This window comes from Nitrospirota bacterium, from assembly GCA_016212185.1.
Taxonomy (GTDB): domain Bacteria; phylum Nitrospirota; class Thermodesulfovibrionia; order UBA6902; family DSMQ01; genus JACRGX01.
Window position 1 is genome coordinate 37,904 of record JACRGX010000002.1, and the last position, 13,841, is coordinate 51,744.

The 13,841-nt window shown below is 43.6% G+C and carries 12 protein-coding genes and 1 riboswitch; of the genes, 11 read left to right on the forward strand and 1 reads right to left on the reverse strand.

What is annotated here, in order from left to right; all coding sequences use genetic code 11:
* The first annotated feature begins 3 nt into the window (after window positions 1–3).
* The 9 genes from HZA10_00290 to HZA10_00330 all read left to right on the forward strand — a co-directional run bounded on the left by HZA10_00290 (window position 4) and on the right by HZA10_00330 (window position 9,759).
* Window positions 4–348: a serine kinase gene (locus HZA10_00290; GenBank protein MBI5194740.1), complete on the forward strand. Its 345-nt coding sequence runs from the start codon at window positions 4–6 to the stop codon at window positions 346–348.
* 140 nt (window positions 349–488) lie between these two features.
* The gene (locus HZA10_00295; GenBank protein MBI5194741.1) at window positions 489–1,238 is read left to right on the forward strand and encodes a PHP domain-containing protein; all 750 of its coding nucleotides are present in this window, start codon (window positions 489–491) and stop codon (window positions 1,236–1,238) included.
* A 240-nt stretch (window positions 1,239–1,478) separates the two neighbouring features.
* Window positions 1,479–2,012, forward strand: a complete 534-nt coding sequence (locus HZA10_00300) for an ATP-binding protein (protein ID MBI5194742.1) — start codon at window positions 1,479–1,481, stop codon at window positions 2,010–2,012.
* 65 nt (window positions 2,013–2,077) lie between these two features.
* A complete protein-coding gene (locus HZA10_00305; GenBank protein ID MBI5194743.1) occupies window positions 2,078–2,848 on the forward strand; it encodes a response regulator in 771 nt (256 codons plus the stop codon).
* Window positions 2,849–2,970: 122 nt separating this feature from the next.
* A complete protein-coding gene (locus HZA10_00310) occupies window positions 2,971–3,888 on the forward strand; it encodes an NAD(P)H-dependent oxidoreductase subunit E (protein MBI5194744.1) in 918 nt (305 codons plus the stop codon).
* 2 nt (window positions 3,889–3,890) lie between these two features.
* Window positions 3,891–4,274: a (2Fe-2S) ferredoxin domain-containing protein gene (locus HZA10_00315; GenBank protein MBI5194745.1), complete on the forward strand. Its 384-nt coding sequence runs from the start codon at window positions 3,891–3,893 to the stop codon at window positions 4,272–4,274.
* Window positions 4,275–4,389: 115 nt separating this feature from the next.
* Window positions 4,390–6,216, forward strand: coding sequence for an NADH-quinone oxidoreductase subunit NuoF (gene nuoF / locus HZA10_00320; GenBank protein ID MBI5194746.1), 1,827 nt, complete (start codon window positions 4,390–4,392; stop codon window positions 6,214–6,216).
* Window positions 6,217–6,381: 165 nt separating this feature from the next.
* Window positions 6,382–8,931: a molybdopterin-dependent oxidoreductase gene (locus tag HZA10_00325; protein ID MBI5194747.1), complete on the forward strand. Its 2,550-nt coding sequence runs from the start codon at window positions 6,382–6,384 to the stop codon at window positions 8,929–8,931.
* Between the two features lie 84 nt (window positions 8,932–9,015).
* Window positions 9,016–9,759: a hypothetical protein gene (locus HZA10_00330; protein MBI5194748.1), complete on the forward strand. Its 744-nt coding sequence runs from the start codon at window positions 9,016–9,018 to the stop codon at window positions 9,757–9,759.
* Window positions 9,760–10,006: 247 nt separating this feature from the next.
* Here the strand turns inward: HZA10_00330 and HZA10_00335 are convergent, their stop codons facing one another.
* Complete coding sequence (locus HZA10_00335) at window positions 10,007–12,637, reverse strand: hypothetical protein (protein ID MBI5194749.1); 2,631 nt, start codon at window positions 12,635–12,637, stop codon at window positions 10,007–10,009.
* A 219-nt stretch (window positions 12,638–12,856) separates the two neighbouring features.
* Here HZA10_00335 and HZA10_00340 point away from each other — a divergent pair, with 219 nt between their 5' ends.
* Entirely contained in the window at window positions 12,857–13,057 is a 201-nt protein-coding gene (locus HZA10_00340) for a type II toxin-antitoxin system HicB family antitoxin (protein MBI5194750.1), read from the forward strand.
* Window positions 13,057–13,284, forward strand: coding sequence for a type II toxin-antitoxin system HicA family toxin (locus HZA10_00345; GenBank protein MBI5194751.1), 228 nt, complete (start codon window positions 13,057–13,059; stop codon window positions 13,282–13,284). The genes HZA10_00340 and HZA10_00345 overlap by 1 nt, the downstream gene beginning before the upstream one ends.
* Window positions 13,285–13,495: 211 nt before the next feature.
* A riboswitch (cyclic di-GMP riboswitch) is annotated at window positions 13,496–13,575 on the reverse strand.
* Window positions 13,576–13,841: the final 266 nt, after the last annotated feature.

Consider the following 13,841-nt stretch of genomic DNA (forward strand, 5'->3'; position numbering starts at 1 on the left):
GCTGTGAAACTTAACGATATTGTCAATAAACTGCCTCTGAAAGTTAACTCATACAGCGACGGGCTTCAGAAAGATGTAAGCGGCGGATATTCAAGCGACCTGCTTTCAGATGTACTGGCAAACAGCAGGGAAGGTAATGTCTGGATTACACTTCAGACTAACTTAAATATAGTTGCCGTCGCAAGCGTAAAAAACCTTGCAGGCATAATCATTGTCAGCAGTAAAAAGCCTCCGGAGGAGACACTGAAAAAAGCAGAGGAGGAAAAAATTACAATTATGACAACCTCCATGCCGGCATTTGAAACAGCAGGGAGAATTTATCAGCTTCTACAAGGAAAAAACGTTTAAATTGTTCAAACGTTAAAATCGTTCAATTTATCTGCAATGTTCAACCATATTAAACCATTTAAACCATTTGAACATTTTGAACAGATTAAACTAAACGAATATTTTTAAAACTTGCAAACAGTTCACTGGAATAAAAAATCATGGAAACGCTCCGGACATTCAAGGCTGACCTGCACATCCATACATGCCTGTCTCCGTGCGCTGACATCGGCATAACGCCTTCAACAATTGTGAAACGGGCAATTGAAAAAGGCATAGACATCATTGCCGTCACGGACCACAATTCCGCTGAAAATACTGCGGCGGCAAAAAAAGCCGCAGAAGGCACAGGGCTTACGGTCCTTGCCGGAATGGAAATCGCCTCTTCGGAAGAGGCTCACATTTTGGCGCTCTTTGATGACATTGAAGGCATCATGAGACTTCAGGATATAGTTTATATGAATCTGATGCCCGGAAAAAATGACGAAAAGAGATTCGGCTATCAAATAGTCGCGGATGAAAATGACGTAGTGCTGGGTTTCAACAAACGCCTGCTTATAGGAGCCGCATTACTGACCGCCCATTCAATAGTAAAAATAATTCATCTGTTCGGAGGGCTTGCAATAGCATCGCATATTGACAGGAGTTTTTTCAGCGTCATATCCCAGTTCGGCTTCATCCCCGAGGATATAAAATTTGATGCGCTGGAGATATCTTTCAGGCTGTCACGGGAAGAGGCCGAGAGAAAATTCAGGGAATATAACCATATCCCGTGGATATCAGCGTCTGATTCGCATAGGATAGACGACATCGGCGCAAGGACCTCAACATTTTTCATAAAAGAACCTACAATAGCCGAGCTATCTTCCGCCTTTAAAAATATTGACGGAAGAAAAGTGGAGTGGGGGTAGAGACTTGGGGTCAGGTCTTCATTCTTCACTTAATCCCCCTTCCAAAACAAATAAATATGACGGTTCTATTTTTTTATTTCTTTCCATCTTTTAAAACCCCTTTTCCATCCTCTCCCTACCTCTCTGACAGAAAAATTATTTATATAGTTAGGCGCTATAAAATCTTTATAATACTGCCCGTTAATTTCTTTTGTAGCCATGAAAATCATATTCTGCTATAATCCGTTTTAAAAACCGAGTATGGAAGACCTTTCATTACACATTCTTGACGTCATAGAAAATTCAATAAACGCTGACGCGACAAAAATCCGGCTGACGATAACTGAAGACACCGGCAAAAATCTCTTCAGCGTGGAAATAGCCGATAACGGCAGGGGAATGGATGAGAAAACAATAAAAATGGCTTATGACCCCTTTTTCACGACAAAAGCAAAGCGCACAGGGCTTGGCATCCCGTTTTTAGCAGATGCGGCAAGAGAAGCCGGCGGGGATATTTCCATCAAATCGGAAAGGGGCCAGGGCACAACCATCACCGCAAATTTCCGGCATGACCACATTGACAGAAAACCACTTGGAGAAATTGAAAAAACCATAATGGTTTTAATCGCCGCCAGTCCTCACATTGACTTCACATTTGAATTCAAAAGAAATGACAAAACCTATATAATTGATACGGCAGAAATTAAGGAAAAAATGGGGGATGTTCCTGTGAATGACCCTGAGATAATAAATTTTATTAAAGACGGTATAAGGCAGTGGCTAAAAGATACATAGGATATGATAATATATAACCTCAATAAGTCCCGTCATTCCGGTTTATAAAAAGTTAGAAAGGGCTGATGATGGAAAAAGGTAAAATCCTTGTACTTGATGATGACCCTATTGTAAGCCTGAGCTGTAAAAGGATATTAGGCGCAGAAGGCTACAATATAACTACAGTTGAAAGAGGAGAAGCCGCACTCAATAAAATATCCAAAGAGGATTTTGATCTGGTAATCGCTGACGTCAGGCTCCCTGACATCAGCGGCCTGACCGTGCTTAAAGAGTCCCGCATAATCAAGCCTGAGACCGATGTCGTAATAATCACAGGTTACCCTACTCTTGAAGATGCAAAAGAATCCATAACGTTAGGTGCCTCGGAATACATTGAAAAACCTTTTACGCCTGATTTCATGATAAATATAGCCAAGAAAGTCTTTGACACCAAAGGCTGGATACTGAGGCAGGCATTTATTAATGACTTCAGGAATTACACAGTTCCCTCAAGGGACACGGAAAATCCCGTAATATTTTATAAAGAAGGCACATGGGCAAGACCGATTGATAATAACTTATGGGAGATAGGCTGTGACCTGAGATACTGGATTCTGACGGGCAATCTCATGTATGTTGATTTTATAAAAGACTTGGAAAAATTCACGGCAGGCGAGCCCTTTGCAAGGATTTACACAGGCACAGGCCAAAGCAGCGAGCTCATGGCGCCGATGAACGGAGAACTTAGAGAGATAAATACAAAGGTCAATGATGTCATGGCAGTCTTATTGCAGGAACACCTTTCAGAGGGCTGGCTCATATGGCTGGCAAGGGTGTTTCCGTTGAGCACAGAGTAGTGCGTTCATAGCGCCTGCCTGCCGGTAGGCAGGTTCATAGCGTTTATTGCGTAAAGCGTAACAGGGAAATACACATTACTCATTACGGATTACGCATAACGGTTTTTTATAAGGGAGAACTTATGTCCGGCAGCGTGCTGGTAGTTGATGATGAGCTTGTTGTTATAAAAAGCTGTGAAAGAATCTTAAATGCTGAAGGCTACAATGTAGACAGCGCCTCCGGCGGCGCAGAGGCATTGCGCAAAATAGAAAAAACTAACTACGACCTCGTGCTCACCGACCTAAAAATGCCCGGAATGGACGGCATAACACTGATCAAACTGATAAAAAGGGCCAAACCCGCACAGGGCATTGTAGTCATTACAGGCTATCCGACGCAGGAGACAATCAAAGAAGCTCTTGAGATGGGCATCATTGATTATGTGCCAAAGCCGTTTACTCCGGCAGTGCTTACAGATGTTACGCACAGGGCCTTTCAATGGATAAAGGGGACAGTTGCTGGAGAAAAACCAAAAGAGGAATTCCCTCCTGCCATGATTGCCGAGCTTGACAGGGTCCTCAGGGAATATAAAAACAAGCCGGGCAACGCAATACCCGCGCTTCAGCGCGCACAGGAAATCGTCGGATACCTGCCGCCCTTAATACAAAAACGTATTGCAAAAGGTTTAAATATATCGCCGGCTGAGATTCACAGCATTGTTTCGTTTTACTCATTCTTTACAATGAAGCCGCGGGGCGACCACACGGTAAGGGTATGTCTCGGGACTGCATGTTATGTTAAAGGAATTGAGACAATAATAGCCAAACTTAAAGATACGCTAATGATAGATGTCGGCGGAATAACGGCAGATAAGAAATTCTCTCTTGAGACCGTCAGATGCCTTGGCGCCTGCGGCCTCGCGCCTGTCATGGTCATAGACCATGATACATACGGCTCATTGACTCAGAAAAAGGCGGTAGATGCCCTGAGCAACTATGCCTCACTGCAGACGGCGGCGCTGTCCGAAGAGAAAGAATTTGCAGACAGCAAAGGAGATTAAAAATGACGAGACTGACGATAGATGACCTTCTAAAGATCAAAGAAAAACATCAGGCGGAATTTACCCTGAGAGAAGGCGGTTACAGGGCAAAAGTTACAGTCCACATGGGCACCTGCGGAATTGCGGCAGGCGCAAGGGCTGTCATGACTGCATTAATGGATGAAATTTCAAATGCCAGTGTAAAGGATGTCATAGTCACAACCTCGGGCTGCGCAGGGCTTTGCGCCCGTGAGCCCATGGCGACTGTTGAAATAATCAATCAGCCGCCAGTAAAATACTGCGACTTAAATGAAGATAAAATTAAACAGATATTCAAAGAACACATTATAGCAGGAACACCTGTTGAAAAATATGTGCTGGTAGCCGGTTGTGAAACAACATACTAAAAAAAGGATTCAAGGGGTCAAGCGGTCAAGGATTCAAGTGATAGAAAACTACATTTTAAAAAATTGTCACTTGAACCCTGGAATCCTGGAATCCTTGAACCCTATTTAGGAGTCTATGGAAAATTTTCGCGCAAATATAATGCTATGTGCAGGGACGGGCTGCGTTGCCAGCGGAACCATGAAGGTTAAGTTCGCCCTTGAGAAAGAGCTGAAGAAAACGGGGCTTGAAAACGAAATAAAAGTAGTCCTCACCGGCTGTAACGGCTACTGCGCGCAAGGTCCTGTAATGTCGGTTTATCCTGATGACATTTTTTATCAGGCAGTTAGCGTAGATGAAATACCCAAACTGGTTGAAGAACACTTCCTTAAAGGCAGGCCGTATGAGAAGCTGATGTTCAAGGAGCCTGAAAAAAAGTCTGCTGTCCCTTTAATGAAGGACATCCCTTTCTTTAAACATCAGGTTCTAAGGGTATTAAGGAACAAAGGGCTTATTGACCCTGAAAAAATTGAAGAGTACATTGCAAGAGACGGTTATCAGGCCGCGGCTAAGGTGCTGACACAGATGACCCCTGAGGACGTAATAAATGTGATAAAAGATTCAGGGATAAGAGGCCGGGGCGGAGCTGGATTTCCAACAGGCATGAAATGGGAATTTTGTTCAAAGGTCAGGTCTGATGTAAAGTTCATGCTCTGCAACGGTGATGAAGGCGACCCGGGCGCATTTATGGACAGGTCTGTAATGGAGGCTGACCCGCATGCTGTTATTGAAGGCATGATTATCGGCGCAAGGGCCATCGGCTCTCATAACGGCTACATCTACGTAAGAGCTGAATACCCTCTGGCTGTGAAAAGGCTTCAGCTGGCGATAGACCAATGTTATGAGGCAGGACTCCTCGGTAAAAACATCCTTGACAGCGGTTTTGATTTTGACCTTGAGATTTATCAGGGAGCCGGGGCCTTTGTCTGCGGAGAGGAAACCGCTTTGATGCGGTCCATTGAGGGCAAGCGCGGCATGCCGAGACCACGGCCGCCCTTCCCTGCCCACAAGGGATTATGGGACAAGCCGTCAGTTTTAAACAATGTTGAAACCCTTGCGCAGATTTCCCTGATAATTATGAACGGAGCAGACTGGTATAAAAGCCTCGGCACTGAAAAAAGCACCGGGACAAAGGTTTTCGCCCTTACAGGCGCAGTTAACAATATCGGGCTTATTGAAGTGCCTATGGGCACGCCGTTGAAGACCATTATTTTTGACATAGGCGGGGGTATAAAAAAGGGAAGAAAATTCAAAGCAGTCCAGATGGGAGGACCGTCAGGAGGCTGTATCCCTGAAAGTCTGATTGACATCCCGGTCACATATGAAGATGTCGTAAAGACAGGAGCCATCATGGGCTCAGGCGGCATGGTGGTAATGGACGACAACAACTGCATGGTCAGCATTGCAAAGTTCTTCCTGGAATTCACTGCGGACGAATCCTGTGGAAAGTGCGTGCCCTGCAGGGTGGGTACCAGGATACTGCTTGATATGCTCATTGACATTACAGAAGGCAGGGGAAAAGAAAGCGATATAGAAACACTTGAGGATCTCTCGCTGGATATTATCGCTGCATCGCTTTGCGGCCTCGGACAAACAGCGCCGAATCCCATCCTCACAACAATACGGTATTTTAAAGATGAATATGAATCGCATATAAAAGATAAATGGTGCAAGGCAGGTGTGTGCCGCAGTCTCTGCACATTTATGATTGATGAAAAAACCTGCACCGGATGCGGCGCATGCATGAGGGCCTGTCCGGCTAAGGCAATTACAGGGGAAAAGAAAAAACCTCACAATATTATGCAGGAGGTCTGCGTCCACTGCAGGAACTGTTATGAAACCTGTAAGTTTAATTCTATCCGAATACTGCCGGCAGCAGCGAGAGAAACAGTGAAGAAAGAGTAAAATCGGGTTAGAGGATTCAAGGATTCGAGGGTTCAAGTAAACTATGGAATTCGTTATAAGTTATAAGTTATAAGTTATAAGTTATAGGATAACGAATAACGTAGCGCTAAAATTCACTTGAATCCTTGACCGCTTGACCCCTTGAATCCTTTGAAAGGTTTTATTATGGTAACTTTAACAATTAACGGCAAACAAATTGAAGCTGTAGAAGGCACGACCATTCTTGAGGCTGCGCTGAAAAACGGCATCAGGATTCCAAACCTCTGCTATGACAGAAGGCTCAAGCCTTATGGCGCATGCAGGTTGTGCGTTGTTGAAGTGGAAGGTCAGCCGAGGCTTTTTGCTTCATGCTCAAGCCCGGTCACTGCAGGCATGGCGGTAAAAACTGATACGCCGAAACTGAGGAAGGCGCGCCAGACAGTGCTTGAGCTCATGCTGGTGCACCATCCTCTGGACTGCCCGCTATGCGACAAGGCCGGCGAGTGCGACCTTCAGGACTTTGCATACGACTACGGTAAACCTGAAGCGCGCTTTATCAGACACCGGAAAGAAGCGCCTCCTGATGTAAGGGGTCCACTGGTAGAGCTGACTGCAAACAGATGCATTTTATGCGGCAAATGCGTGCGGCTGTGCGATGAGCATCAGGGCCGGGGAGCATTAGGGTTTATCGGCAGGGGATTTTCTACAGTGGTCCAGCCTGCTTTCGGCGAAATACTTGAATGCGATTACTGCGGGCAGTGCATAGATGCATGTCCTACCGGCGCGCTTCTCAGCAAACCGTATAAATTCAAGGCAAGGCCCTGGTTCCTTGATGAAAAAGATACCATATGCCCGTTCTGCGGCTGCGGCTGCACCCTGACTCTCGGAATTCGGGATGGAGAAATATTAAGGTCACGGGGAGTAGAAGGCAGGGGACAAAGCAAAGGCAATCTCTGCGGCAGGGGCAGATTCGGCTTTGATTACATTTACAGCAAAAACCGCCTGAAGACCCCGCTGATTAGAATAAAGGATAAAAAAGAGGGTTCAAGGATTCAAGGATTCAAGGATTCAAGTGAAAAACTCGACCCCTCGACCCCTCGACCCCTCGACCCCTTTCCAAGTTTTAGAGAGGCTTCCTGGACTGAGGCGTTGAATTACATCAGCGAAAACCTCCGGTCTATTTCAGAACAACACGGGCCGTCTTCCATAGGCGCCATAGGCTCGCACAGATGCGCTAATGAAGATAATCATATGCTGCAAAAATTCATGAAGCACATTATCGGCTCAAACAATATTGACTCATCGGCAGCCTTTGGCTATGCAGTTGTTGAAAAGGCATGGGAAACGGCCTTCGGTCAAAAATGCCACAGCATTAACCTTAAATCCCCGCTTGATAAAGAAGCCATTCTGATAGTTGAATCCGACCTGACTGTTACGCATCCGGTATTCGGGCTGAATATCTTACAGGCCAAAAGGGAAGGTTCAAAGCTTATTGTTGCCGACAGTAGGGAAACAAAACTTACAAGACACAGCTCGCAGAAGCTCAGGATAAAACCCGGGACAGGCATAGCCCTGCTTAACGGAATAATGAAAATTATAATGGACAAAGAGCTCTTTGATAAAGAAAAGGTATCGGGTATTGCAGGTTTCTCAGCGCTTCAGACATTATTAGATGATTACACCACTGAGAAGGTCTGCAGGATTACCGGATTAACAGAAGCAGAGCTGACAGCAGCCTCTGAAACATATGCCCGCGCCAAAAGCAGAATGATTTCCCTCACAATAAGCGCTTCGGAGAACACCAAAGGCATGGATACCGTTCTTGCCGCTGCCAATCTTATCTTACTGCTTGGCGACAGCCACAGCTCGCTTCAAATACCTGCGGAATATTCAAACAGCTTCGGCGCATATCACCTTTTGAACGGTTTAAACAATTCAAGCACAGGAAAAGATATTTTTGAAATGCTTTATAACCCGGACTCTATCAGGGCATTATATATCATGGGAGAAGACCCTGCGCTCAACTTCCCGGACACCTCAAGTATAATAAATAAGTTGAAGTCTTTGGATTTTCTGATTGTTCAGGACATAGCGCTTACTGAAACCGCAAAATTAGCGCATGTAGTCCTGCCTGCGTCAAGCTGGGCTGAAAAAGACGGAACATTCACCAATGCCGAAGGGCTTAACCAGCGGCTGCAAAAAGTAATTGACACGGCAGAACAGCCTCTTCCTGACTGGAGGATATTGAAGGACCTTGCTTTATGCATGGGGAAAGACACAGGCATAAGAAACATTGAAGATATTACCAAAGAAATAACTTCATCCTTCAACCCTCAACCTTCAACCCTCAACCCTCAACCTTGTTTTAGTCCGGTTAGTTACGCCCCTGCCGAAAAATCAGACAGTTATCCCATATCCCTGATACTCAGGGATATTCTTCAGCACTCAGGGAGCATGTCTGCACGGTCAAAATCACTGGACCTGGTGGCATCCGAGGCAATTCTTGAGATAAATGAAGAAGATGCCAAAAAACTCGGCATCACAGACAACAGTCATGTAAAAGTAAGTTCAAGCCGTACCAGTGTTTATCTTAAGGCAATGGTTTCCGACGAAATCCCGGAAGGCGCAGTGTTTGTCTCTGCACATTTTCCCCATGCAAAAATAAACACCCTGACCTCTCCCTTCTTAAACGGCATGCCCTCTATCACCATGGTAAATATAGAAGCCGTGAAGTAAAAGTTAAAAACACTTGACACTACCGGTAAAATTTTATATAGTTTCAAAACGGCAAATAACCATATCTTATCGGGGGGGGATAAAATGAAAAAAATAATCCTGTCTTGTTTTTGTTGTTCAGTACTCTTTATTCTGTCAGCAATCACTTCATCATCATCTGCCAGCGAGATAGATAAGCTGACCGGATGGAAATTTGCACAGCTTGCCAAGGGAGGCGTTTTATACGACAACTGGCCCGCAGAACTCAGGGTAAAGATTGATAAGACACACCCCGCCTACCCTGCCGAAGGAAAAATTAAAGGCTTGGATACATGGCGCTGTAAGGAATGTCACGGCTGGGACTATAAAGGCAAGGCAGGCATTTATTCAAGCGGCGAGCATTATACAGGCATCGGAGGCATCAGGGCTTATGCCAATCAGGATCCGGTGGAAATAGTAAAAATACTTAAGAATAAAACCCATGCTCTTGGAAATATGATAGGAGAAAGTGATCTGGAAGCCCTGTCACTGTTTGTCTCCTTCGGGCAGATAGACATGGACCTCTACCTTGACCGTACAACAAAAAAGGTTATCGGCGAGCCTGCAAACGGCGCAAGGATATATCTGACCACATGCATAAAATGCCACGGCGATGACGGCAAGGCAATAAATCACGGTACTATGCAAAACCCCATATATGTTGGAACGTCTGCAAATAAAAACCCGTGGGAAACCATTCACAAAATCCGGTGGGGACATCCCGGAACCCAGATGATCTCCCTGCTCTTCTTAGGGCTGAAGGACCAGCTTGACGTCCTCTCCTTCTGCAAAACACTGCCGGAAGAATAAGAGAGGGAGATAAAAAACTGTTCAACAGCCTTAAGCAGGATTTCAGTTTTGTAAAATGGATTGGGAACTATCCCGGCATATAGGAATAAAAGCCAAGCAGACAGGCTCTTAACTTTCAGCTTTTAATTCTTAACTGTCTTTTCCCCTTTACTACTTGCTACTCTCTACTTTTTTTCACCCATCACGCGTTACGTATCTTTTTTTTCTTAATTCTTTAACTCTTAACTCCCAACTTTTAACTTTCTTTTTACTCTCCTGTCACCGTAAAATTCCCGCTGGTTACAGCCTTAGACAGCGCATTGTAATAAAGCGTTCCGTCAGATTTTTTAATCTGCACGCCTATTGCATCAGGACTGCCATCTGTTATTGTAGCTGTAAATGTATATCCGGCAGTTCCATTCACAGTCCCTGTGCCTGTAACTGCTGCAATGCCGTTTGAAACCGTAATGCCGCTTATTGCCGTGCTCGCAAAATTCATCCTTGTCCGGGTGTAGTAGTACCTCACATAGCTCGTTCCAAGGGATGAGGCATTTACATTGACAGCTAACGTCGCTCTGAAGAATGGGATAGGGTAGTTATAAGCATTGCCTGAAACGGATAGGACAGGCGTTGCAGGGTTGCAGTCATCGTCTATGTTGTTGTTTGGTATTTCGGCTGCTCCGGGATTTATTGATGGGTTGCTGTCATTACAATCCACGGGACCAAAGCCGTCTTCTATGGCATACCCATCCCCATCATTGTCTGTGTATGTAGGCGGCAAACGCCATGTTCCGTGCGAGGAGCCGACATACACATATCCATTGTGTGGGTTTACTGATATTGACCATGGCGTAAATTCTGGACCAAGGTTATATGTAATATTCTCCCATGTGTCCCCATAATTTATTGATCTAAAAATTCCATTAGAATGCCCATAAAAATTTATCCATTTCCCAGCGTAAACAACATTTGGATGTTTTGGGTCTACTGTTATATATCGTGTACTGCATGTTCCAAAAGCGTCAGTTTCTAAGTTGCCTTCGCCTCCGCATGTTTTTAAATCCCATGTCGACCCATTCCAGATATGTACTCCTTCCCATAGTCCTGTCACATAAATTCTGTCTGGATTTTTAGGATCTATAAAAATTTCTCCGGGCCCTGAGGTGCCTATATCAACAGAGTCGTATGAAATCCAATTAGTTCCACCATCAGTTGATTTCGATAATGTTAAGATAAAACCATTCATGTCTGCAGCATAAATTATATTTTCATCACTTGCATCGCCCTGAAACATAGCAACAACTTTTTTAGAAAGCTCACTCCAATTGTTACCTTTGTCAGTGCTCTTATATTTACCCGCGTAAACAATGTTTGGGTTCTGTGGATGGAAAGCAATAAAATTATAATTATCTTCAGTGTATTGTTTACCATTAGTTCCATCCATTAATGTCCAGTTTTGTCCCCCGTCCTGCGTTACGGCAATTACCTGATTAGTCCACCCGCCTACTGCGGTTACAATTACGTTGGAATTAGGAGTAGGGTCAAGTGCACCTACCGGTGTTGTCCTAACACCGGTATAACGTGGTATTTTTAGATTTTTGAATGTTGAACCCCCATCTTCTGTGAGTACAGGACCGAAATCCATTAAAAATAATGCAAACCTATTGGGGTTGTTAGAGTCCCAACTAAAAGAAGTTGAGCTAACCCCTGCCCTTCCCCCTGTATAACCGTTTCCAGAATATGTCCAGGTATCTCCTCCATTGGTAGTTTTCTCAAGATGATTTCCGGCTCCAGAGGTTATTGCGATTTTTTCATTGTCTGGATTGATACCCGGATGGGTTGCAATTGGTGTACTATAATATTCCCCACCTTGTGAATCATTTACTTCATAAATTAAACTGCCGTTATCCATTGTAGAGGGTTTATACCAATTCTCTCCACCATTATGTGTATAATATGGGTGATTTCCCCCTAACATATAAAAACTTACATAAAGATAGTTGGGATCCTTAGAACTCATTGCCAAATAGGTGGCTTTCTTGCCCTGATTCACAGGAGATAACCCAGTGTTCTTAGGGCTGAAACTATTACCACCATCAGTGGATTTATAAACTCCCTTTGTTCCAACTGTGACATAAATAATATTAGGATTATTGGGATTCACTACTATCGCCCTTGGAAAATCATCTATTGGGAGATCAGTTCCTATCGGTTCAAGAGTTACTGTTCCATTGTCAGTTACTTTGTAAAGTCCATTCTCGGTAGCTAAAAATATAATAGAGGAGTTCTGGGGATTTACCTTTACATCCAATATTTTTGTTCCTGATAATATATTTAATGGACTCCATGTGTCTCCTCCATCTATGGATTTTAATAGTCCTTCCTCATGAGTGCCAGCATAAATAGTATTTGCTCCTGCAAAGGCAAAATTAACCCCACCTTTTTTGGCTCCTAAACTATAAAAATGAGTTGGATAAACCCTATTCCAACTTTCTCCTCCATCTTGTGTTCTGTATATGCCGTCTGCAATTTCATTTGATTCTGTTTGGTAACTTGAGCCGGCTACAAAGACAATATTTTCATTGTTTGGATGAACAGCTAAAGAGATTCCTCCATTTGCTAAAAATCCTTTATGCTTCATTTGCCATGTATTACCCCCATCCTTGCTTTTCCATACCTGGGATGTGTTTGACACTAAATATAAAATATAAGGATTTGATGGTGCGTAACTAAGTCCCCAAACCATCTGCATACCCTCTCCACCAGACATCCCCTCATTTTCTTGTGCTTGAGTACGCAGAGGCACCTGTTGCCAAGTTTGAGACGCAGCTTCCACTTTTGCATACAAAGCTGTCATAAAAATGATTAATAAGAATAAGCTGTAAACAGTTTTTTTCATAATCTGTCTCCTTGTCAAATTGATTTCTCTGGTTTTTAAATTTGGATGGGGTCAGGTCTTCATTCTTCACTTAGCCCTCTCCAAAACAAATAAATATAACGATTCCATTTTTTCTTTTCATCTTTATAAACCCTTTCTTCATCTTCTCTCTATATTTTTGACAGAAAAATTATTTATATGGTAAAGTTGAGTAAATAGTTTTCTAAAATAGGAGATTTTATAAAATTGCACGCGATAATTGAACAAGATGAAGCAGGTTATTATGTAGCCGAAGTGCCGGCGCTTCCGGGGTGTCTTTCTCAGGGGAAAACTTATGAAGAAGCCATTGCCAATATCAAAGAAGCTATTGAGGGTTGGTTTGAGGTAATGGAATCTAAACAAGTCATTGATTCTTCCCGTCTTATTGAAGTTGCTGTTTGATGAGTAAAAAAAATTTAAAACTCTGCTCAGGTGCAGAAGCAGTCCGAAAATTCCAGGAAGCAAGCTGGACTGCTGTCCGGCAAAAAGGCTCCTATGTAATGATGACAAAACCCGGCTATCAGTGGACATTATCCATTCCTCAGCATAAAGAACTCGGTCCCGGACTGCTCCGCAAACTGATAAATCAAGCTGGACTTACCGTAGAAAAATTTAATAATTTGCAGTAAAGAAAAAAAGGGGTTATTTTCTTGCTTTTCATCTTTCCAAATCCCCTTATCCCCTGCAATCTTTATATATATTCATAACCATCCTAATGGTTGCTCTTATATTGGAATTTTTATCCTGAAAATCTTCTGGATTCCGTGTCAAGCACGGAATGACAAAGACTTTAAAAATCTCCTCAAAAAACAAAAAAGCTGAGCATGCCAAAGGTTTTTCCTTGGCAGCTCAGCCATGCCGGTTCTCCGGTATCTGGTGCTTTCCGCCTCCCGATTACTCAGGATTTGGCTTTATCTGGAAAATTATTATACAATTTAACATTTACACAAAGTTACAAACCCTGTCAAGAAAATTTAATAAATTTTATAGATGCTATAAGAATTTTTTATAGTTGGATTGATATAAATCCAGTAGCATAACTTCTGAATTCCCGCCTGTCCGGCAGGCAGGTTTTCGCGGGAATTAACACAATCCCGAAGTGCCGGGAACACAAAGGGAGTATAAAAATACACCCTCCCCTTCATCCCCTCCTCTACTAGCCAGTGACCGTCCCGAAACGGGTCTC

Coding starts and splice junctions, on each gene's coding strand:
- HZA10_00300 (MBI5194742.1), top strand. CDS start 1,479: ATGGAAGACCTTTCATTACACATTCTTGACGTCATAGAAAATTCAATA.
- HZA10_00345 (MBI5194751.1), top strand. CDS start 13,057: ATGAGTAAAAAAAATTTAAAACTCTGCTCAGGTGCAGAAGCAGTCCGA.
- HZA10_00335 (MBI5194749.1), bottom strand. CDS start 12,637: ATGAAAAAAACTGTTTACAGCTTATTCTTATTAATCATTTTTATGACA.
- HZA10_00330 (MBI5194748.1), top strand. CDS start 9,016: ATGAAAAAAATAATCCTGTCTTGTTTTTGTTGTTCAGTACTCTTTATT.
- HZA10_00295 (MBI5194741.1), top strand. CDS start 489: ATGGAAACGCTCCGGACATTCAAGGCTGACCTGCACATCCATACATGC.
- HZA10_00315 (MBI5194745.1), top strand. CDS start 3,891: ATGACGAGACTGACGATAGATGACCTTCTAAAGATCAAAGAAAAACAT.
- HZA10_00325 (MBI5194747.1), top strand. CDS start 6,382: ATGGTAACTTTAACAATTAACGGCAAACAAATTGAAGCTGTAGAAGGC.
- HZA10_00305 (MBI5194743.1), top strand. CDS start 2,078: ATGATGGAAAAAGGTAAAATCCTTGTACTTGATGATGACCCTATTGTA.
- nuoF (MBI5194746.1), top strand. CDS start 4,390: ATGGAAAATTTTCGCGCAAATATAATGCTATGTGCAGGGACGGGCTGC.
- HZA10_00310 (MBI5194744.1), top strand. CDS start 2,971: ATGTCCGGCAGCGTGCTGGTAGTTGATGATGAGCTTGTTGTTATAAAA.